This window comes from Mitsuaria sp. PDC51, from assembly GCF_900113225.1.
GTDB lineage: Bacteria > Pseudomonadota > Gammaproteobacteria > Burkholderiales > Burkholderiaceae_C > Roseateles.
Map to the genome: position 1 here is coordinate 2,250,925 of NZ_FOZE01000001.1, position 19,534 is coordinate 2,270,458.

Annotated in this window: 16 protein-coding genes; 9 read left to right on the forward strand and 7 right to left on the reverse strand. The window is 70.3% G+C overall.

Annotated elements, in window-relative coordinates; genetic code table 11:
• Positions 1 to 10: 10 nt before the first annotated feature.
• Together BM393_RS25205 and BM393_RS09645 are read left to right on the forward strand one after the other, a co-directional pair.
• Positions 11 to 484, forward strand: coding sequence for a hypothetical protein (locus BM393_RS25205; protein WP_141225278.1), 474 nt, complete (start codon positions 11 to 13; stop codon positions 482 to 484).
• Positions 485 to 776: 292 nt separating this feature from the next.
• The gene (locus BM393_RS09645; RefSeq protein ID WP_091724556.1) at positions 777 to 1,964 is read left to right on the forward strand and encodes a DUF4382 domain-containing protein; all 1,188 of its coding nucleotides are present in this window, start codon (positions 777 to 779) and stop codon (positions 1,962 to 1,964) included.
• A 111-nt stretch (positions 1,965 to 2,075) separates the two neighbouring features.
• On the opposite strand, the gene BM393_RS09650 is transcribed toward BM393_RS09645, so the two are convergent.
• Together BM393_RS09650 and BM393_RS09655 are read right to left on the reverse strand one after the other, a co-directional pair.
• Positions 2,076 to 3,068, reverse strand: coding sequence for a hypothetical protein (locus BM393_RS09650; RefSeq protein WP_091724557.1), 993 nt, complete (start codon positions 3,066 to 3,068; stop codon positions 2,076 to 2,078).
• A 7-nt stretch (positions 3,069 to 3,075) separates the two neighbouring features.
• Positions 3,076 to 3,573 carry an RNA polymerase sigma factor gene (locus tag BM393_RS09655; RefSeq protein ID WP_217648405.1) on the reverse strand — a complete coding sequence of 166 codons (498 nt, stop codon included), beginning with the start codon at positions 3,571 to 3,573 and terminating at the stop codon, positions 3,076 to 3,078.
• A 71-nt stretch (positions 3,574 to 3,644) separates the two neighbouring features.
• Between BM393_RS09655 and BM393_RS09660 the strand changes: the two genes are divergently transcribed.
• A complete protein-coding gene (locus BM393_RS09660; protein WP_091724559.1) occupies positions 3,645 to 5,093 on the forward strand; it encodes a S8 family serine peptidase in 1,449 nt (482 codons plus the stop codon).
• Between the two features lie 102 nt (positions 5,094 to 5,195).
• Positions 5,196 to 5,954, forward strand: a complete 759-nt coding sequence (locus tag BM393_RS25680; protein ID WP_175538263.1) for a hypothetical protein — start codon at positions 5,196 to 5,198, stop codon at positions 5,952 to 5,954.
• A gap of 25 nt (positions 5,955 to 5,979) precedes the next feature.
• Here BM393_RS25680 and BM393_RS09670 read toward each other — a convergent pair whose 3' ends face one another.
• Positions 5,980 to 6,885, reverse strand: coding sequence for an AraC family transcriptional regulator (locus tag BM393_RS09670; protein ID WP_091724561.1), 906 nt, complete (start codon positions 6,883 to 6,885; stop codon positions 5,980 to 5,982).
• A gap of 71 nt (positions 6,886 to 6,956) precedes the next feature.
• On the reverse strand, positions 6,957 to 8,120 hold the full coding sequence (yqhD, locus tag BM393_RS09675) for an alcohol dehydrogenase (RefSeq protein ID WP_091724562.1): 1,164 nt from the start codon (positions 8,118 to 8,120) through the stop codon (positions 6,957 to 6,959).
• A gap of 284 nt (positions 8,121 to 8,404) precedes the next feature.
• Between yqhD and BM393_RS09680 the strand changes: the two genes are divergently transcribed.
• From BM393_RS09680 to gtfA, 5 genes are all read left to right on the forward strand, one after another.
• A complete protein-coding gene (locus tag BM393_RS09680; protein ID WP_091724563.1) occupies positions 8,405 to 9,184 on the forward strand; it encodes a GH12 family glycosyl hydrolase domain-containing protein in 780 nt (259 codons plus the stop codon).
• Positions 9,185 to 9,328: 144 nt separating this feature from the next.
• A complete protein-coding gene (locus BM393_RS09685; protein ID WP_254783315.1) occupies positions 9,329 to 10,375 on the forward strand; it encodes a LacI family DNA-binding transcriptional regulator in 1,047 nt (348 codons plus the stop codon).
• A gap of 300 nt (positions 10,376 to 10,675) precedes the next feature.
• Positions 10,676 to 13,006, forward strand: a complete 2,331-nt coding sequence (locus BM393_RS09690) for a TonB-dependent siderophore receptor (RefSeq protein ID WP_091724564.1) — start codon at positions 10,676 to 10,678, stop codon at positions 13,004 to 13,006.
• Positions 13,007 to 13,065: 59 nt separating this feature from the next.
• A complete protein-coding gene (locus BM393_RS09695) occupies positions 13,066 to 14,409 on the forward strand; it encodes an MFS transporter (RefSeq protein WP_091724565.1) in 1,344 nt (447 codons plus the stop codon).
• Positions 14,406 to 15,902 (forward strand): sucrose phosphorylase, encoded by a 1,497-nt coding sequence (gene gtfA, locus BM393_RS09700; protein ID WP_091724566.1) that lies wholly within the window; start codon positions 14,406 to 14,408, stop codon positions 15,900 to 15,902. Before BM393_RS09695 ends, gtfA begins: the two co-directional genes overlap by 4 nt.
• Positions 15,903 to 15,931: 29 nt before the next feature.
• On the opposite strand, the gene BM393_RS09705 is transcribed toward gtfA, so the two are convergent.
• The 3 genes from BM393_RS09705 to BM393_RS09715 all read right to left on the reverse strand — a co-directional run bounded on the left by BM393_RS09705 (position 15,932) and on the right by BM393_RS09715 (position 19,523).
• The gene (locus BM393_RS09705) at positions 15,932 to 16,981 is read right to left on the reverse strand and encodes a hypothetical protein (protein ID WP_141225279.1); all 1,050 of its coding nucleotides are present in this window, start codon (positions 16,979 to 16,981) and stop codon (positions 15,932 to 15,934) included.
• A gap of 53 nt (positions 16,982 to 17,034) precedes the next feature.
• Positions 17,035 to 17,880, reverse strand: coding sequence for a pectate lyase (locus tag BM393_RS09710; RefSeq protein ID WP_091724568.1), 846 nt, complete (start codon positions 17,878 to 17,880; stop codon positions 17,035 to 17,037).
• A gap of 266 nt (positions 17,881 to 18,146) precedes the next feature.
• Complete coding sequence (locus BM393_RS09715) at positions 18,147 to 19,523, reverse strand: hypothetical protein (RefSeq protein ID WP_141225280.1); 1,377 nt, start codon at positions 19,521 to 19,523, stop codon at positions 18,147 to 18,149.
• Between the last annotated feature and the right edge of the window lie 11 nt (positions 19,524 to 19,534).

Below are 19,534 nucleotides of genomic sequence, written 5' to 3' on the forward strand. Positions count from 1 at the left end.
GAGTCAGGCCGTGAAAGATGTTTCCTTTCGTCATGCTGAATTAATAATGCTTCCCTTCTCTGAGGATGAGGCTGAGCATTATGGTTATGACGCGCAACTGTTTTCGATGGATCTTGCGGACGCAATTCATGCAGATGCAGCTATTGAAAAGTGGCTGATGCCGCAAACGGTGAATTGGAGTGCGCGGGGAAGAGAACTGAGGCGGGAAGCTTCGAGGGTCTGCATCTCTCAAGGTATTCCGTTTAGCAGCTTTTGGCTGCCGGGGATAGACGATCGGTGGCAGGCCACCGGCGACGTGAAAGAGCACGCAAGAAGCCTTCAAATATTTCAGAAGCGGGTTTGGGAGCGCTTGTTTGGAGAGCTGTATCGTTCTTTGCCGCTTGAACAATACAGGCTTCGAGTTGATAAGGGTTTTGAACGGTTCCCCGATTCCCCTGATCTCTGGGCTACTCCCGAATACTCGGAATGGCCTCCAGGTTTTTGAGATGGCGGCTCGACTGTCTGGCTTAAGGCGAGATTTAAATCCGCTGCGCTGGCGACAGCGCAGCGCTCGCTAGGAAACTCACTGGCGTAAGCAACATTCCGGGGTGCTGGCGCGGGGCGGGCCTCGATGTGGCGCAGTTAAGACGTGAGCGCAGCCTTTAAACAAGCCCCGTTGCATCTGGTGATACTTCCCACCACCTCGCATCACCCTTGACGAGGCGCAAGGCGTACGCTCCCCGTACCCATCGGCTGTGACCCGCGTCCAGGCGGTGGCCGAAAGGCAAGGAGCCGCCATGAAGTTCCCCCGCTTTCTCACCGCCGGCCTGACCGCCGCCTGTCTCACCTTGCTTGCCGCCTGCGGCGGCGGCTCCGGCGGCGATGACCCTCCTGCCGCAGCCATGGGCACCCTCGGCCTCTCCTTGACCGACGCCCCCACTTGCGGCTTCGACCACGTCAACGTCGCGATCCAGAAGATCCGCGTCCACCAGAGCGCGACCGCCGCCGACACCGACGCCGGCTGGGCGGAACTGAACTTCAGCACCCCCAAGCGCGTGGACCTGCTCACGCTGACCAACGGCGTGCTCGCGTCCCTCGGGCAGATCCCCCTGCAGACCGGCCATTACACGCAGATGCGCCTCGTGCTCGCCGCCAACGGCGGCAGCGATCCCTTGCTGAACTCCATCGTGCCGACCGGCGGCACCGAAGTTGCGCTCGACACGCCCAGCGCCATCCAGAGCGGTGTGAAGCTCAACGTCGACATCACCATCGCCGCCAACCAGCTCGCCGACTTCGTGCTGGACTTCGACGCCTGCAAGTCCGTCGTCACCGCCGGCAACTCCGGCAAGTACCTGCTCAAGCCGGTCGTCGCCGTCACGCCCAACTTCGTCTCGGGTGTCAGCGGCTACGTCGACAGCGCGGCGGCCAACGGCGCGACGAGGGTGTCCGTCCAGCAAGGCGGGGTGGTCATCAAGGCGACGGCGCCGGATTCAACCGGCAAGTTCCTGCTGCAGCCGGTCGCGCCGGGCAGCTACACGCTGGTCATCACCGCGCCAGGACGCACGACCGACGTCGTCACCGGTTTGACCGTGGCCGCCTCCACCGTCACCTTGCTCAACGGCGCCACCTCGCCGCTGAGTTTGGGCGTCTCGATGAGCGGCACCGCGGCCGGGACCGTCACCACCAGCCTCACGCCGATCGACGCGAGCGTGCGCGCGACCCAGACGCTGCTCGGCGGCGAAAAGATCGAGGTCGCGACACGCGGCGTCGACGCGACCACCGGCGCCTACAGCATGACGCTGCCGACCGGCGCGCCGATGGTGGCGGCGTATGTCGCGCCGCTGGGTGCGTTGAACTTCGGCGCGGATGCGAGCGCCGCGGCGAAGTACGGGCTGGAGGCCAGTTCCGGCCTGGCGACGAAGACGGCCGGACCGCTGACGCTGACCGCCGGCGCGACGACGACCACCAACGTCTCGTTCCCTTGAGTCGACCGCCATCGCGGCGTCCCGGCTGGGACGTCGCGTGACCGGCTGGCAGGCACGCCGCGCCGCGCGTGGGCTGCACGCGACGGTGGATGCCGAGCGCCGCTGAGGCGCTCAGCGCCGCCAGTCGCGACGCATGGCGTCCCGCTCGTCCGCGCTCGACAAGGGATCGCCCTCGCGCAGGCGATCCATGTCGTCGAGCAGCGCTTGCGGCCAGGGAGAGGCCGCCATCCGGAAGGCCTCCGACGCTGCGGATGTCGATGCGGTCGGGGACGCTGAAGCGGACCCCGCCGTGATCGTCGCGAGTTGCCGCACGCGCCATGCGTCGTCGCCGCGGCAGGCCAGGCCCGCCGTGGCACCGCCGGCATCCGCCCCGCCCACCGTGAAGGCGCGGCAGTATCGACCGTCCCGCGACACGAAGCTCAGGCCCACGCGGGTGGAGGAACCGGGCGCCGCCGCGCCGGACAGCTGCGCGTCCAGGGCCTGGGCGAGGGCACCTTCGGCGAGCCAGCCGCCGTCTGCCGCCACCTCGAGCGCTCCGCGCGGCGCCAGCCAGGTCGTGCCGATCAACACGCCCAGCGCCAGGCTGGCCGCCATGCCGCCCCAGGTCAGCCAACCTCCGCGGCGACGCCGACGTTCCTCGTCGAGGTCGATGGGCTTGGTGTCTGGCCTGGTGCCTGGCTTGGCGGACGGACCGGGCACCGCGGCGGGCGCGGGCTCGGCGGCGGCCTCGGTGACGGCCTCGCGATTCGCGAAGAGCGCGCTCAGCCGCTCCGGCACGGGCTCCGCAAGCACGGGATCGAAGGCTTGCGCCAGCCGCGCGCGCAGGCGTCGTTCCCTCGCCACCGCGGCGCCGAGCGTCGCATCCTCCGCCAGCCTCGCTTCGAAGCGCGCGCGCTCCGCCGCGTCCATCTCGTCGTCGACATAGGCGGCGACGCGCGTCGCATCGTCCATCGTCCGCGTGGCATCGAGCTCATCCTCGCGGTGCTCGCCGCGCTCCCGACCCGGGCCTGCGCCGCCGACCTCATCGCCGCCATCGCCGCTGTCTTGGCCGCGCTCGCGGCCGGAATCCATTGCGCCGTTCATGTCCTGTCCTTCGCCGCTCATGTGCCGCTCATGCGTCGATGTCGCCGTCGCCCAGCAGTTGCTGCAGCGTGTCCTTCGCCCGTGCCAGCCGGCTGGTGACGGTGCCGATCGGAACCTCCAGCACCGCCGCGGCCTCCTTGTAGGGCAGGCCCTCGACCAGCACCAGGCTCACCACCAGGCGCTGCTCCTCGGGGAGCCGCGCCATCGCCGCCTGCACCGACAAGCGCGCGATGTGCCGACCCGTCTCGGACACGCCGACGTGCTCACCCGCCTCCTCGGGAGCCAGCACCTCGGCGCGCCGGCCGCGGGCGCGCTGCTCGTCGATCCAGGCGTTCTTCATGATCCTGAACATCCAGCTGTCCAGGCGCGTGCCGGGCTCGTACTGGTCCAAGGCCCGCAGCGCCCGCTCCACGGCCACCTGCACGAGGTCGTCCGCATCCTCGCGGTGATGCGTCAGGCTGCGGGCGAAGCGCCGCAGCCGGGGCAGCAGCGCGGCCAGGGCGGATTGCAACTCCAATATGCTCATGCGATGGGATGCCTGATGAATAGAACGACGGCGGCGCGGATTTTCTTCCGTGTGCCGGACGTTATCCGTCGATGAGCTTGAAATTCCTTCCGATCCTCGGCCTGGCCGCGGCCTTGATCACGGCGCTGCCCGCGTCGGCGCAGGTCCGTCTGCCCAATCTGCCCGGCGGTGGGCGCCTGCCCGGCGGCGAGCTGCTGCGCCGTACCGAGCCGCTGTTGACCTCGACCAGCCAACTGCTCGCGCCGGTCGATCCGCTGCGCTGGCGCGAGCGGCTCGCCGATCAGCTGCTTCGGCGCCATCCCGACCAGCTTCAGCGCAACGCGGCGGACGAACTGGTGTTCATCGGCGAGGTGCTCGCGTTGCCGTCGTCGGCGCAGGCGCGGCAGCGCGTGCTGTCGATGGACGGGTGGGATCGGGTGGAGGAGACGCGGCTGGATGGGTTGGACCTCGCCTGGTTGCGGCTGCGGGCGTCCGCAGGGACCTCGCCTTCAGCGCTGGCCGCGCGGATCGCGCAGCTGCGCGCCGAGGACCCGGAGGGCAGCTACGACTATCACCATGTCTACGTCGACGCGGGCACGGCAACGTCGACGGAAGGCGCGCCGCCGTCGAGTCGGGGCGCTACGGTGACCACGCTCGCAAGCGCAAGCGCAAGCGCAAGCGCAAGCGCGACCGCGACCCAGCCCGCCGCCTCGAGCACCAGCACCGGCGGAAACGCGACCGGCTCCATCGAGACCGAAGGGGCCGTCACCGGCGAGCGTCGCGTCGGCATGATCGACAGCGGCGTCGATGCCGCCCATCCCTCGCTGCGGCATGTGGCGCTGACTCGACAGGGTTGCGAGGGCCAGGCCCGGCCCGCGGCGCATGGCACGGCCGTGGCGTCGCTGCTGGTGGGCGATTCCGAGATCGGCTTCCGCGGCGCGCTGCCGCGCGGGCGCCTCTTCGCGATGGACGTGTATTGCGAGGGCGGGTCCCAGGCCGGCGGCGGCGTGCAGGCGATCGCCGAAGGCTTTGCCTGGCTGGCACGGATGCGGGTGGGCGTGGTCAACATCAGCCTGGTCGGCCCGCCCAACGCGCTGCTGCGACGCGTGGTCGAGGCGGCGCAGGACAAGGGGCTCCTGATCGTCGCGCCGGTCGGCAACGACGGGCCGTCGGCGCCGCCGCTCTATCCGGCCGCATGGCCCGGCGTGATCGCGGTCACGGGCGTCGACGCGCGCCGGCGCGTGCTCGTCGAGGCCGGGCGCGGGCCGCATGTCGCCTTCGCCGCGCCGGGGGCCGACATGGTCGCCGCCGAGGCCGGCGGGCGTGGCTACGCGGCCGTGCGCGGCACCTCGTTCGCCGCGCCGCTGGTGGCGGGGCTGCTCGCGGCGCGCCTGCCGTCGTCCGATCGCGCAGCGTCCTCGTCAGCCTTCAATGCGCTCGCGCGCGAGGCGATCGACCTGGGCGCCCCGGGGCGTGACGATGTGTATGGCGTCGGGCTCGTTGGCGCCTCGCTGCGCGTGAACGCTGGCGACCTGCGCTGAAAACCATTGGTTGCAACTGGCCGGGAAGAAGCGATCCGGCCGCGTCGTTCTCCCAGTGCAAGCCGCGGAACGGTTCCGCGGCTCTCGAACCAGGAGATCGACATGAACGCAATTTCGAAGCAGACCCAAGGTCTTTGGCCCGTGGTGGCAGGCACCCTGGTGGCGGTCCTCGGCGCCTTGGCACAGCCGGCGCATGCGGGCTTGCTCGGCGGCGGTGGCGGCCTCTCCGGCGGCGCCAGCGGGCAGATCGGCGGCAGCCTGGGTGGGATGGGCGGCCTGGGCCAGCGACCGGACCTGAGTCGCGGCCGCGATGCGCTGCAGAACACGCGGGACCGCGCGGACCAGGCGGCCGGCAAGGTGAGCGACCGCGCGCAGCAGGCGACGGGCCGGGTGGGTGATGGCGTCGAGGCCGCGCGCGGCAAGGCCACGGAGCGCGCGCAGGACGGCGTCGGCCGCGCGCAGGATCTCGCGACACGGGCGCAGGACAAGGCCGCCGACGCGACGACCTCGTTGAACGAACGCGCCGAACAAGGCGTCACCCGCGCGGCGGGTGCGGCCAGCGCAGCTGGCGGCCAGCTGGATCACACGGCGGGCCAGGCCCATCAGGTCAGCGCGGAAGGAACTGCCGCGGCAACGAGCGGTACCGGCTCGACCTCGACCCCTTCCACGATTTCCTCGCCTTCCTCGCCGACGTCACCTTCCTCGCCGGCCTCGCCCGAGCGCGCCCACGGCGCGCAGGCCAGTGGCAGCGCGAAGGCCTCGGGCTCCGCGCAGGCCAGCCGGGACGGCGGTCGGGTGAGCGGGCAGGGCAGCGCGAGCACCTCGGCCGAGGCCAAGGCCGGCAAGACCGGCGGGCAGTGAGCCCCAGGCGGCGAGGGCGCGCGGCTTACCGCGGCGCCCTCAGCCGCGCCACTTCATCCAGCGGCGTGGCGCCGAAGTAGCGCTTGAACTCGCGGCTGAACTGCGACGGGCTCTCATAACCCACGCGCGTGGCGGCGACGCCGGCCTTCACACCTTCGTTCAGCATGATCAGCCGCGCCTTGTGCAGCTTGTAGCTCTTCACGTACTGCAGCGGCGAGGTGTTGGTGACCGCCTTGAAGTTGTGATGGAAGGCGGACACGCTCATGTTCACGAGTTTGGCCAGCTGCTCGACGTTCAAGGGCTTGGCGTAGTTCGACTCGATGTGCTGCAGCGCCTTGGTCACCTGCGCGAAGTGCGTGTGCCGGTGGGCCAGCGCCTGCAGCGCCGCGCCGCTGTCGCCGCACAGCACGTGGTAGACGATCTCCTTGACGATCAGCCGGCCCAGCACCTTGGCGTCGCGCGGATGGTCCATCGCGTCGACCAGCCGCTCGAGCGCGCACAGCACCTCCTCGGTGAAGGGCGCGCTGTTGACGCCGGGGCATTCGAGGCTGGCGGGACGGTCGAAGTCCTCGTCCTCCAGGTCGATCAGCAGCTCCTGCAGCATCGCGGTGTCGATGTCGATCGACACGCCGACGAAGGGCTCCTTGCGGCTCGCGATCGTCTGGCACTCGAAGGGCAGGGGCACCGTCAGCAGCAGATAGTTGTCCGCGTCGTAGCGGAAGGTCCGGTCGCCCACGTGCCCCACCTTCGCGCCCTGCGCCACGATGACGATCGACGGTTCGTAGAGCACCGGCGTGCGGGGATGCGGCGTCTCGGTGTAGAGCACGCGCACGCCGGCCACCGGGGAGGGCGTCGCGAAGGACCCGGTCGAGAAGCGAGTCGCGGCGTCGACGATGCGCCGGCGGATGCTGTCGTTGAGGGTGGTCGCCATGGGATCTGGAAGGACATCGGGCGCGGGCGGACCAGGGTCCGTCCGCGCCGCGCGAGGGGAAGGCCGTCGGCTCAGCGGGCCGCTTCGAGGATGCGCTGGCTGTCCTCGAGGCGGATGTCCTGGTGCTCGCCCAGCGCCGTGCCGCCGTGTTCCTGGAGCTTGGCGATCATCGCCGGGATGGTGCTGCCGTCCAGGCCGTAGGCGGACAGGCGCGTGCCCACGCCCAGTTGCTCGAAGAACGCGCGCGTGGCCGCGATCGCGCCGTCGATGCGCTGCGCTTCGGTGCCCTCGCGCAGGCCCCAGACGCGGTCCGCGTACTGCAGCAGCTTGGCGCGCTTCTGCTCCTTCTTGTAGGCCAGCACCGACGGCAGCACGATCGCCAGCGTCTGCGCGTGATCGAGCCCATGCATCGCGGTCAGCTCGTGGCCGATCATGTGCGTCGCCCAGTCCTGCGGCACGCCGGCGCCGATCAGGCCGTTGAGCGCCTGCGTCGCGCTCCACATCACGTTGGCGCGGACGTCGTAGTTCTCGGGCTCGGTCAGCGCGCGCGGGCCTTCCTCGATCAGCGTCTGCAGGATGCCCTCGGCGAAGCGGTCCTGGATGCGGCCTTCGGCGGGATGGGTCAGGTACTGCTCGACGGTGTGGACGAAGGCGTCGACGACGCCGTTGGCGACCTGGCGCGCCGGCAGCGAGTAGGTGGTCGCCGGGTCGAGCACCGCGAACACCGGATAGGTGAAGGGCGAGAAGAAGGGCAGCTTGTCGCCGGTCTCCCGGCGGCTGATGACGGCGCCGTTGTTGGACTCGGAGCCGGTGGCCGGCAGCGTCAGCACGACGCCCATCTTCACCGCGTCGGCGACCTTGGCGCCGCGGGTCAGCAGGATCTCCCAGGTATCCGGCGAGGCCTCGTAGCGCGCGGCCGCGGCGATGAACTTGGTCCCGTCCGCGACCGAGCCGCCGCCCACGGCCAGCAGGAAGTCGATGCGCTCAGCCTTGACCACCTCGACGGCCTTCATCAGCGTCTCGAAGGTGGGATTGGGCTCGATGCCGGAGAACTCGAGCACCGTGCGGCCGGCCAGCGCCGCGCGGACCTGGTCGAGCACGCCGTTCTTCTTGATGCTGCCGCCGCCGTAGGTGATCAGGATGCGCGCGTCGGCGGGAATCTCCTGGCCGAGCTGGGCGATCTGGCCCTGGCCGAAAAGGATCTTGGTGGGGGTGTTGAGGATGAAGTTGTTCATGGCTTGCGGCTCCGTGGCGGTGATCGAAGGATCGACTCGATGGGGCGGATTGTTCCGCCGGCGCCCAGGAGCCGACAAGGCACGAAACTGCTTTCGTCTTGCCCATTCCTGCTTGCGCGGGGATGAATGGGCAAGGCGGCGGGAGTGGTCCGGGAGGGGGCCGACGCCGGGTTACCCCGATGGTTGAACTAATTGTTTGGGGGCTGAATTAATTGGCCGGCTGACAACGCTGACATCGCGCGCGGTCTTCACGGCATCCTCACATCAACAACACACGGAGACCTATGAACCTCACCCATCGCACGCTGCTCGCAGCCGCCCTCGTCACCACGCTGGCCGCGGCCGCACCGGGCGCGCAGGCCGCCACTTGGGCCGCCTCCTCGCCGGCGACGTCCTCCTGCTCGGCGCCCAATCTCTTCGCCACCTGGACCTACGGCAGCTACGGCTTCAACAACGACGTCTGGTCGCCCTGCAGCAACCTGGCCGCCGGTGCCCAGACCATCTGGGCCAATTCGAACGCCGACTGGGGCGTCTGGTCCGACCAGCCCAACACCGGCGGGATCAAGTCCTACCCGCACATCGGCTACGCGGTGAACCGCACGATCAGCTCGCTGTCCACGCTGACGTCCACCATCAGCGCGACCACGCCATCGGGCGGCGCCTGGGAGTCGACCTACGACATCTGGGTCGGCAACAACGCCCACGAGATCATGCTGTGGCTGAACTACACCGGCACCGCCGGCGGCTGCGGCAACGTCAAGCCGATCTCCTACAACTGGACCGCCGCGGGCTGCGCGATCCCCGTCTACACCAACGTCTCGGTGGGCGGCTCGACCTGGAATGTCTACCGCGGCAACAACGGCAACAACATGGTGTATTCCTTCCTGCGCACCACGAAGACCAACAACACGACCGTGGACGTGCGCGCCATCCTCAACTACCTGAAGAACCTGGGCTGGATGGGCGACCTGGTCGTCGGCGACGTGCAGTACGGCTTCGAGATCACCTCCTCGGCCGGCGGCATGAACTTCGGTGCGAAGAACTTCTCCGTCACCGTGAAGTGAAGCGGCGCCGCCGCGGTGGGGCGGTGCCTCGCCGCGGCGGTACTGCGCTGGTACTGCGGCGGCTCAGCGGCGTCGTGGGCGACCCTGCGAGCGGCGCGGACCTTCTGCGAAACTCGTCCCGATTCGCTCGAGAAGGTCGTGTTCATGAAATCGGATGAGAGGGAGGCCGCCGACCGGCGGCGCTTGCAGATGGCGGACATCGCGCGGATGGCCGGCGTGTCCGTCTCGACGGTGTCCCGCTGCCTCAACGGCAGCCCGCTGGTCAACGCGGAGACGCGCCGGCGGGTCGAGGAATTGGCCAAGTCGCTGAACTACACCATCAACCTCGGCGCCAAGAGCTTCCGGCTGCAGGAGAACCGCACCGTCGCGGTGGTCGTGCCTTACGACCGCGACTCCCGCCAGCACATCTCCGATCCCTTCTTCCTCACCATCGTCGGCGCGATCGCCGACGTGCTGACCGCGCGCGGCTTCGACATGCTGCTGTCGCGCGTCGACGCGGACCATCTCGACCAGGCCGTGCGCGGCGTCGAGATGGGCAAGGCCTGCGGCCTGCTGCTGATCGGCCAGTGGCGCCATCACGACCAGCTCAACGAGCTGGCCGCGCGCCACATGCCGGTGGTGGTCTGGGGCGCGGAGCTGCCGCAGCAGCTCTACTGCACCGTCGGCGGCGACAACCATGCGGGCGGGCTGATCGCCACGCGGCACCTGATCGAGGCCGGCCGCCGCCGCATCGCCTTCCTCGGCGATGCCCAGCTGCCCGAGGTGCTGCATCGCCGGCAGGGCCACTGGCAGGCGCTGCGCGATGCCGGCCTCGCGCCCGACCCGGCGCTGGAGCTGCCGGTCTCCTTCGCGCCGGCCGCCGCGCGGGCGCCGATCGAGGCCTTCTTCGCCGCGCACCGGGAGGTCGACGGGGTGATGGCCTGTTCCGACCTGCTGGCCCTGGAGGCGGTGCGCGCGCTGCGCGCGGCGGGGCGCTCGGTGCCGGGGGACGTGTCCGTCACCGGCTACGACGACATGGCGCTTGCCGCCTACGGCACGCCCGCGCTGACCACCGTCCACCAGCCGGTGGCCGAGGCGGCCGAGGCGCTGGTCGATGCGCTGATGCAGATGCTCGCCGGCGAGCGCGTCGCGCCGCTGACGCTGCCGGTCCACCTCGTCGTCCGCGACAGTTCGCTGCGCGCAAAGGGCTAAGGCCCGGGTGCGGACGTGCGCGCCACGGCACTCTGCAAAATCGAATGCAACCGATTGCATTGGATTGCGCCGGATTGCACCCGATACCGTAGAGTGAAGTTCGCTCAATACGCTGTTTGATGCTTTTTCATGCCGTCAAACTAATGTCTGCCTGAGCGATGACTTAGGGTTTTCGCTGTTTTGCAATCGATTGCAATGAACGGCCGGGTCGACCACAATGCATGCAGGCCGCCACCAGTGCGGCGATCCACGCCGACCCACGTCGAGGTCGGTGCGGCACAACGACCGGAGACACCCGACATGCGTCCTTCCTCGCCCTTGCGCCGGCTGCCGCTGGCGATCGCCCTCTCGCTGGCTTTCCCCGCTGCCTGGAGCCAGACCGCCACGCCCGAGGCCGCGCCGCTAGCCGCCGCGCCCGCTTCGGCCAACGAGCGCGCCAGCGAGCCAGCCGCCGCTGCGGCGCCCCAGGAGGCGTCGACCGACGCGCTGTCGCTGAACCAGGTCGTCGTGACCGGGACCTCGACCAGGACCAGCAAGATGAAGCAGAGCCTGTCCATCAGCTCGATGGGCAGCGAGCAGATCGCCAAGACCGGCGCGACCAGCGCGGCGGAACTGCTGCGCGCGGTGCCGGGTCTGCGCTCCGAGTCCTCCGGCGGCGAGGGCAACGCCAACATCACCGTGCGCGGCGTGCCGCTGTCGGCGGGCGGCTCGCGCTACGTGCAGATCCAGGAGGACGGGCTGCCGGTGCTGCTGTTCGGCGACATCGCCTTCGGCACCGCCGACCAGTTCCTGCGCGCCGACGTCAACATCGACCGGCTGGAGGTGGTGCGCGGCGGTTCGGCCTCGACGCTGGCCAGCAACTCGCCGGGCGGCCTGATCAACTTCATCAGCAAGACCGGCAAGGGCGAGCAGGGCGGATCGATGGCGCTGACCGGCGGCCTCGATCACCGCCTGTGGCGCGTGGAGGCCGACTACGGCGGCTCGCTGGGGCGCGGCACCAGCTTCCACATCGGCGGCTTCCAGCGCCAGGGCGAGGGCGGCCGTCCCACCGGCCGCACGCTGGAGCAGGGCGGGCAGATCAAGGCCAACCTGACCCAGACCTTCGACGCGGGTTACCTGCGGCTCAACCTCAAGGCGCTGGACGATCGCACGCCCTCGTTGATGCCGGTGCCGGTGCAGGTCGTCGACGGCCAGATCCGGACCGTCGCCGGCATCGATCCGCGCCAGGCCTTCTTCCTGACCTCGGGCCTGCCCGCCGACACCACCGTCGACAGGAACGGCAATCCCGTCACCACGAGCACGCGCGACGGGCTGCGGGTCAAGAGCTTCGCCATCGGGCTGGAGACCAGCCTGGACCTGGGCCAGGGCTGGACGCTGGAGGACCGCTTCCGCCGCACCAGCAACTCGGGCCGCTTCATGGCGCTGTTCCCCGCGGACAACGGCAACAACGGCAGCAATGCCTTCTTCACCGGCACGCTGTTCAACACCTCGCTGGACGACCTGGGCAACACCTTCAACGACCTGAAGCTGAGCCGCAAGTTCGCGCTGGCCGGCGGGTCGGCGACGGTGCTCGGCGGCCTGTTCAACGGCGTGCAGCAGGTGGCGCAGACCTGGTTCTGGAACCAGTACAACCTGAGCTTCAGCAACAACGGCGCGCGTGTCGTCGATGCCGCCGGACAGCCCTCGACGCTGCCGGTGAGCAGCGGCTGGGACACCTGGGGCGGCTGCTGCGCGCGCACCTTCGACGTGCAGTACACGCAGACCTCCCCCTACCTGGCGCTGGCCTGGGAGGGCGGCCCGGTCAACGTCGACCTGAGCGTGCGCCGCGACGGCCAGCGGGCCAGCGGCTACACGCTGGCCGGCAATGCCCAGACGCGCAACTGGGATCCGGCCTCGCGCCAGGAGGTGGACTACAAGGTCTCCCACACCTCCTATTCGGGCGGCGTGAACTACGCGCTCAGCAGCGACCTGGCGGTGTTCGGGCGCGTCAGCAACGGCGTGGCCTTCTCCGCCGATCGCCTGCTCTACGGCAATCCGCTGGACGGCTCCGTGCCGGTGGCGATCAACGAGATCGACCAGACCGAACTTGGCCTGAAGTGGCGCGACAAGTCCGGCCTGAGCCTGTTCGTCACCGCCTTCGATGCCCGCACCAACGAGAGCAACTACGAGGTCACGACGCGGACCTTCACCGCCAACCGCTACCGCGCCCGCGGCCTGGAGCTGGAAGGCGCGTACGCGAGCGGCCCGTGGCGGCTGACCGCCGGCGCGACCTGGACCCATGCCCGCATCCGCAGCGCCAACGACCCGGCGCTGGTGGGCAACAAGCCGCGACGGCAGGCCGCGCTGGTGTGGCAGCTGGCGCCGTCGTACACCATCGGCGACCTCGAACTGGGCGCGGCGGTGGTGGGCTCCGGCAAGTCCTACGGTGACGATGCCAACACCATCACGATGAAGGCTTATGCGGTGGTCAATGCCTTCGCGAACTACGCGCTGACGGAGAAGATCATGCTGGGCCTGTCGGCCAACAACCTGTTCGACAAGCTGGCCTACACCGAGATCGAGGGCGACGGCCATGCCGCCCGGGCGCTCAACGGCCGCACGCTGCGCGCCACGCTGAAGATCGACTTCTGAGGTCCGCGCATGCACGATCCGACCCCTTGGCGGGCCGCGCTGGCCGCACCGGAGCAGCCATGAACGGCATCAAGCCGCGCCTGAGCCTGGCGCAGATCGTCAACATGAATGTCGGCTTCCTCGGCATCCAGTTCAGCTTCGGTCTGCAGCAGAGCAACATGAGCCCGATCTACAAGTACCTCGGCGCCGACGAGGCCACGCTGCCGCTGCTGTGGCTGGCCGGCCCGGTGACGGGGCTGCTGGTGCAGCCGCTGGTCGGCGCGGTCAGCGACCGCACGGTCACGCGCTGGGGCCGGCGCACGCCGTACTTCCTGTTCGGCGCGCTGCTGTGCAGCCTGGGGCTGCTGCTGATGCCGATGAGCCCGGCGCTGTGGTTCGCCGCGGGGCTGCTGTGGATCCTCGACGCGGCCAACAACATGACGATGGAGCCTTACCGCGCCTATGTCAGCGACCGGCTCGACGAGTCGCAGCACGTGCCCGGCTTCATGATCCAGAGCGCCTTCACCGGCCTGGCGCAGACGCTGGCCTACCTGACGCCGTCGCTGCTGGTGGCCATGGGCATGAGCCGCGATGCGGTCGGCGGCAACCACATCCCGCAGACGACGACGGTGGCCTTCGGGCTGGGCGCGCTGCTGTCGTTCACGACGGTGTGGTGGTCGGTGCGCCGCGTGCCGGAGCTGCCGATGACGCCGCGCGCGCTCGACGCGCTGCGCGCCCAGCCGCGCACGCCGGGCGCGATCGTCGGCGAGATCGTCTCGGCGCTGCGCGAGATGCCCGAGACGATGCGCCGGCTGTGGTGGATGAAGCTGTGCCAGTGGTACGCCATGATGTGCTACTGGATCTACATCGTGCCGAGCCTGGCGCGCTCGCTGTTCGGCACCAGCGACGCGTCCTCGGCCGGTTTCCGCGAGGCGGGCCTGCTCAACGGGCAGATCGGCGGTTTCTACAACTTCGTCGCCTTCCTCGCCGCCCTGGCCATGCTGCCGCTGACGCGCCGCCTGGGCGCGCGACGGGTGCATGCGGCCTGCCTGGTGGCCGCCGGCATCGCGATGTGGAGCCTGCCGCTGGTGCGCGAGCGCGCCTGGCTGTTCGTGCCGATGCTGGGCATCGGCGTGGCCTGGGCCAGCATGATGGGCAATCCCTACGTGATGCTGGCCGGCTGCATTCCGCCGGAGCGGGCCGGCGTCTACATGGGCATCTTCAACATGTTCATCGTGATCCCGATGCTGCTGCAGATGCTCACGCTGCCCTTGCTCTACGACACGGTGCTGCACGGTGATCCCGCCAACGTGCTGCGCCTGGCCGGCACGCTGATGCTGCTGGCCGCGCTGGCGACGCTGCGGGTGAAGGCGCCCGCGCGCGCGCCGTCGCTCCCGCCCCCCGTCACCCTCGACCGTCCATGAAGAACCAAGTCCAACTCATCACCTATGTCGACCGCCTGGGCGGCGGGGACCTGCGCGCGCTGCAGGCGCTGCTGACGCAAGGCGAGGGCAATCCGCTGCGCGGCCGCTTCGGCGGCGTGCACCTGCTCCCGTTCTTCCATCCGATCGACGGCGCCGACGCGGGCTTCGATCCGATCGACCACACGCGGGTGGACCCGCGCCTGGGCGACTGGTCCGACCTGGCGGCGCTCGCGGCGCCGGAGAGCGGGCTGGACGTGATGGCCGACGTGATCGTGAACCACATGTCCTCGCAGTCGCCGCAGTTCCTCGACTACCAGGCGCGCGGCGAGGCGTCCGAGCATGCCGGCCTGTTCCTGACGCTGGACGCCGTGTTCCCCGACGGCGCGAACGAGGCGCTGCTGACCGCCGTCTACCGGCCGCGTCCCGGCCTGCCGCTGACGATGCTGCCGGCGGGCGATGCGCGGCGCCTCTTCTGGACCACCTTCACGCCGCAGCAGATCGACATCGACGTCGAGCATCCCAGCGGCGAGGCCTACCTGGACGCGATCCTGCGCCGCTTCGCCTCGGTGGGCATCCGCAGCATCCGGCTGGATGCGGCGGGGTATGCGATCAAGCGCGCGGGGCGCTCGTGTTTCATGATGCCGGAGACCTTCGACTTCATCGCCGCCTTCAGCGCCAAGGCCCGGGCGCTGGGCATCGAGGTGCTGGTCGAGGTGCACAGCTACTACCGCCGCCAGATCGAGATCGCGCGCCAGGTCGACTGGGTGTACGACTTCGCGCTGCCGCCGCTGGTGCTGCATGCCTTCGCCTTCGGCACCGCCGGGCCCTTGAAGCAGTGGGCGGCCATGCGGCCGCGCAATGCGCTGACGGTGCTCGACACGCATGACGGCATCGGCATCATCGACATCGGCGCGGATGCGGCAGACCGCGCGGGATCGCCGGGACTGGTGCCGCCCGAGGAGCTGGATGCGCTGGTCGAATGGATCCACCGCAACAGCCGCGGCGAGAGCCGCCTGGCCACCGGCGCGGCGGCCTCCAACCTCGACCTGTACCAGGTCAACTGCACCTTCTTCGACGCGCTGGGCGGCAACGAGCGCGACTACCTGCTGGCGCGCGCGATCCAGTTCTTCCTGCCCGGCATTCCGCAGGTGTACTACGTCGGCTTGCTGGCCGGGCGCAACGACCTGGCGCTGCTGCAGCGCACCGGCGTCGGGCGCGACATCAACCGTCATCACTACACCCGCGCGGAGATCGACGAAGGCCTGCGCGCGGACGTGGTCCAGCAGCTGTTGCGGCTGATCGAGCTGCGCAACGCGCACCCCGCCTTCAACGGCCAGTTCGAGATGCGCGGCGGGAGCGATGAGGAGCTTCGACTCGCCTGGACCCACGGCGAGCACCAGGCCGAGTTGTGGATCGACTTCAAGGATCCGGCGCGGCACGGCTTGCGCTTCTCGGGGACCACGGGCGAGGAGACTTCGCTGAGCTTGGGCTGAAGGACTTCAGCGAGGTGGGGAAGCCGTTTTCAGTGCGGCGGCCGGGCGCCCCACAGGGCCTGATCGATCAGGTCGGTGCGGGTGGCGTCGATCTCGCCAAGCGTGCGGGCCAGCGCCCATTGAGCCTCGTCGCGGCGGTCCGGATCGCTGATGCGCCGCACCAGCGCGATGGCCTCCAGCGGCTGGTGTCGAGCCAGCTCGTCCTGGGTCGCATGCGCGGCGATGACCCGGTCCAATCCTTCCTGGCTGCCCTGCGACAGGATCCAGTCCCGGGCGCCGACGCCATCCAGCGCCAGCCAGCGCGACAAGGACTCCTCGAGCAGCGCCTGCCCGGTCCCGCGAGGCAGCATGCTCGCGAAGACGGTCGCCGATCGGGCGTCCTGGTTGATCCAGCGGTCCTGGATCTGCGCGAGCAGATCCGCCGTGCCCGAGCCGCCGCGCGCGGCCCAGGCCGCGGCCTGGGCCGGGGCGGCTTCGGCCCAGCGCATCGCGGTGTCGGTCCGCCATCGCTCCCGCAGGTCCGCGTCCAGGGGCAGGCCATCGAGCTCGCGCAACAGCAGTTCGAACTCGCGGCGCTGCCACATCGGCGCCAGCAAGGGCGCCACGATGTCCCCGGTCCAGGCGGCATGCCGCTGACTCAACTGGAGGGCGTGGCGCCATGCCAGGGACGCATCCAGGTTCAGCTCGGACAGCAGCAGCGCCGTCCACAGGGGCAGGGCGCTGGGGCCGAGGTCGGGCAGGCGTGACCACACCGCCTGCGGTCGACGCAGCAGCCAGGGCCTCAGGCGGGACAGGCTGTCGGACAACAGGGCCGGGTCGGCGGCCCGGCCCTGTCGCGGCAGCGGTTCGCGCTGCCAGCGCCGCGCCAGCGAGGTGACCAGGGCCTCCAGTCCGGCCTCGTCGACGGACTGCGCCAGCGTCGATGGCACGACACCGGAACTGGCCGACGGGCCGGAGGCGGCGTCGACCAGGGCGGCCACCGGAGCCCTCCCGGAAGACGGGAGCGCCGGATCGCCACCGGTGGACGCGACCAGGGCCGCGCCGCCCGCGACGCCGGCCAGCAGGACCAGGGCGCCCAAGGGCCCCGGCGCCGACCAGGTCGCCCAGCGCGCGAAGGCCAGGCGCCCACGCATCACTTGAAGACGCAGCTGCGCGCGATGTGGCTGGCGTTGGTGTCCCTGGGAGGGTCGCTGCCCTTGCCCGTGCCCACGTAGGTGTCGCACCGGGTCTTGGAGCCGGCGTAGACCAGGTCGACGATCGTGGCCACGTCGTACTGCCCGGAGATGCCGGACTTGCTGTCGTAGCTGCTGTTCACGCCCACCGCGGCCACGTTCAAGGTGCCCAGCCGGACGCCGGAGACGGTCGCCTTGCGCGCGTACTGGGTCGAGCAGTTGCCGCAGGAGCGGTAGAGCTTGCCCACGTTGTCGGCATAGAAGTCGGAGATGACCAGCGTGCCGTCGCCGTTGTGCTGGAAGACCTTGTCGGCGGCCTTGAAGGCGGCACCGCCGGAGATGGTCAGCTTGCTGGTGACACCGCTGAGCTTGAGCAGCGTCGCCGCGTCCTCGCCCACATCGGCCCAGTACACGTTGGTGATGTTGCACACGCCATGGCAGTGGACCCCGTCCGCCCCGCCGGCCGCGAGGTTGGTGCCGGAGCCCAGCGCGCCGTCGCCGATCACGACGTTCTTCAGCGTCGCCCCATTGTTCAGCTTGAACATGGGGATCTGGCTCTCGCTCTGGGTGCCCTTCATGTTGGACGTGCTTCCCACGAGGCAGACCCACTTGCCGTACTTCGCCACGCCGTCCCAGGTGGTGCCCGCGGGCACGTCGATGGTGGCGTTCACCGAGACCTTCGTGCAGCTGGGCACCGAGCGCGCCGCCGGTGCCGCGTGAGCCAGCGCGGCTCCCGCGAGCAGGGCCAGGCCCGACAGGATCCGGAGCCACGCGCGCCGGGAGGTCCATCGAATCGATGAAGTCATGGAACTGTCCTTTGAAGAATGAATGAGGGAGAGCGGCAGGCGCGTGCGCGCCTGGACGGGAGGGTCGGCAGGACCCGCGCGCTCGAGGGCTTGGACGTTCCATGACCTTCACGGGACCTCGCGGAGGGAGGCGTGCGTGGCTGGAGCCCGGGTGACGGCCGTCAGGGCCGACGTGTCCGAGGGCGGTCAGCGGCTGTGGCTGACGCCCTCCTGAGGATCGGGCCATTGTGAGGAGGGCGGCCCGCTTCGGACATCTGTAAGAACTGTCAGGGCGCGCCGGGCGGCGACGCCTCGATGTCGCCGCCGGCGCTCGTCGCGAAGTAGGCCACGCGCAGCACCGCGGGCCCCCTTGGCGCGATGGCCGGCTGCCCGAGGCGCTGGACCTGCACGCCGGAGATGCGCAGCTCCAGCGCCGCGTCCCGCGGGTCGACGCCCGCGAACAGCACCGCGTGGCTTCCGTCCGGCGCCAGGCGCGAGGTGGTGGCGCCCGGTCGCCAGCCGAGCTGCTGGAAGTAGCGGGCCAGTTGTCCGCCAGCCTCGACCATGCGCTGGCGCTGGGCCTCGTCGGGGGCGTTGCCGGTGGACCAGACGACGTTGACGTGGATCAGCCGGTGCGAGGTCGCGCCCAGGAGGTAGCTGATCGTCGCGGCGCCCGGACCGGGCTCGAGCGCGGCCAGCCGCAGCACCAGCGCGCGGGTGCCCTCGGTCGGGTGCCCGGTCACCTGCAGCGCGTCGGCCGCGGCCCCGAAGTCCCGCGCGATCGCGGCGCGCAGCTCGTCCTCGTCCATCCCGAAGCGCGCGGAGCGGAAACCGGTCACGCGGTGCGGCGCGACGGGCTGCACCGGCTCGGAGGCGGACGCGGCGGACGCCGTCGCCGGCGCGGAGGCCGGGTTCGGTGCCGCCGCCAGCCGCAGCCGCAGCATCGACGGCCCCGGCGGCGCGACGCGGTGTTCGCGCGCGCGTGCCGGCGAGGCGGCCGTGCGAGCCCGCGGTTCGACGTCCACATCGACGCCGGTCAGCCGGATCTCGGCGCCCGCGCCCTCGGCATCGCGGCCGGCGAACACGATCAGCGTGCCGTCGGGCAGCAGGCGGCCGCGCGCCGTCGCCAGCGGCGGCCAGCGCCAGCCGGCCATCGTCGCGCCGACCGCCTTCGCGGCCTCGACCAGCGCCGTGCGCTGCGCCGCGGTGGCGGGGCCGTCGGTCCGCCATTCGGCATCGATGGCCACCAGCCGGCCGCCGGGCGTGCCGCCATCTGTGCCGCCATGTGCGCCGAAGTGGTAGCGCAAGCTGCCCGGCAGCGCCGCCGGCGCGAGCGACGGCACCTGGATCGTCCAGGCGACGCCGCCCGTTTCCGGATCGGCGTCCTCGCGCAGCGACGCGAGGGCCTTGGGATGTTCCCGGCCTATCACCGCGCGCAGCTCGGCGACGCTCATGCCGAAGCGGGCACCGCCGTGGCCGGTGATGCGGTAGGGCGCGCCCTCGACGAGGTAGCGGGTCGGCTGGCCGGTCAGCGACACCTCGAATGGTCCCTCCGGCGCGACCTGCGCCGCGCAGGTCGTCGCGGCGAGCAGGGCCAGCAGCGCGGCGACCGGGGACCGTACGGCACGGGACAGGCCTTGCCGCCAGGCCGCACGGGTGATCATGGACATCCTCC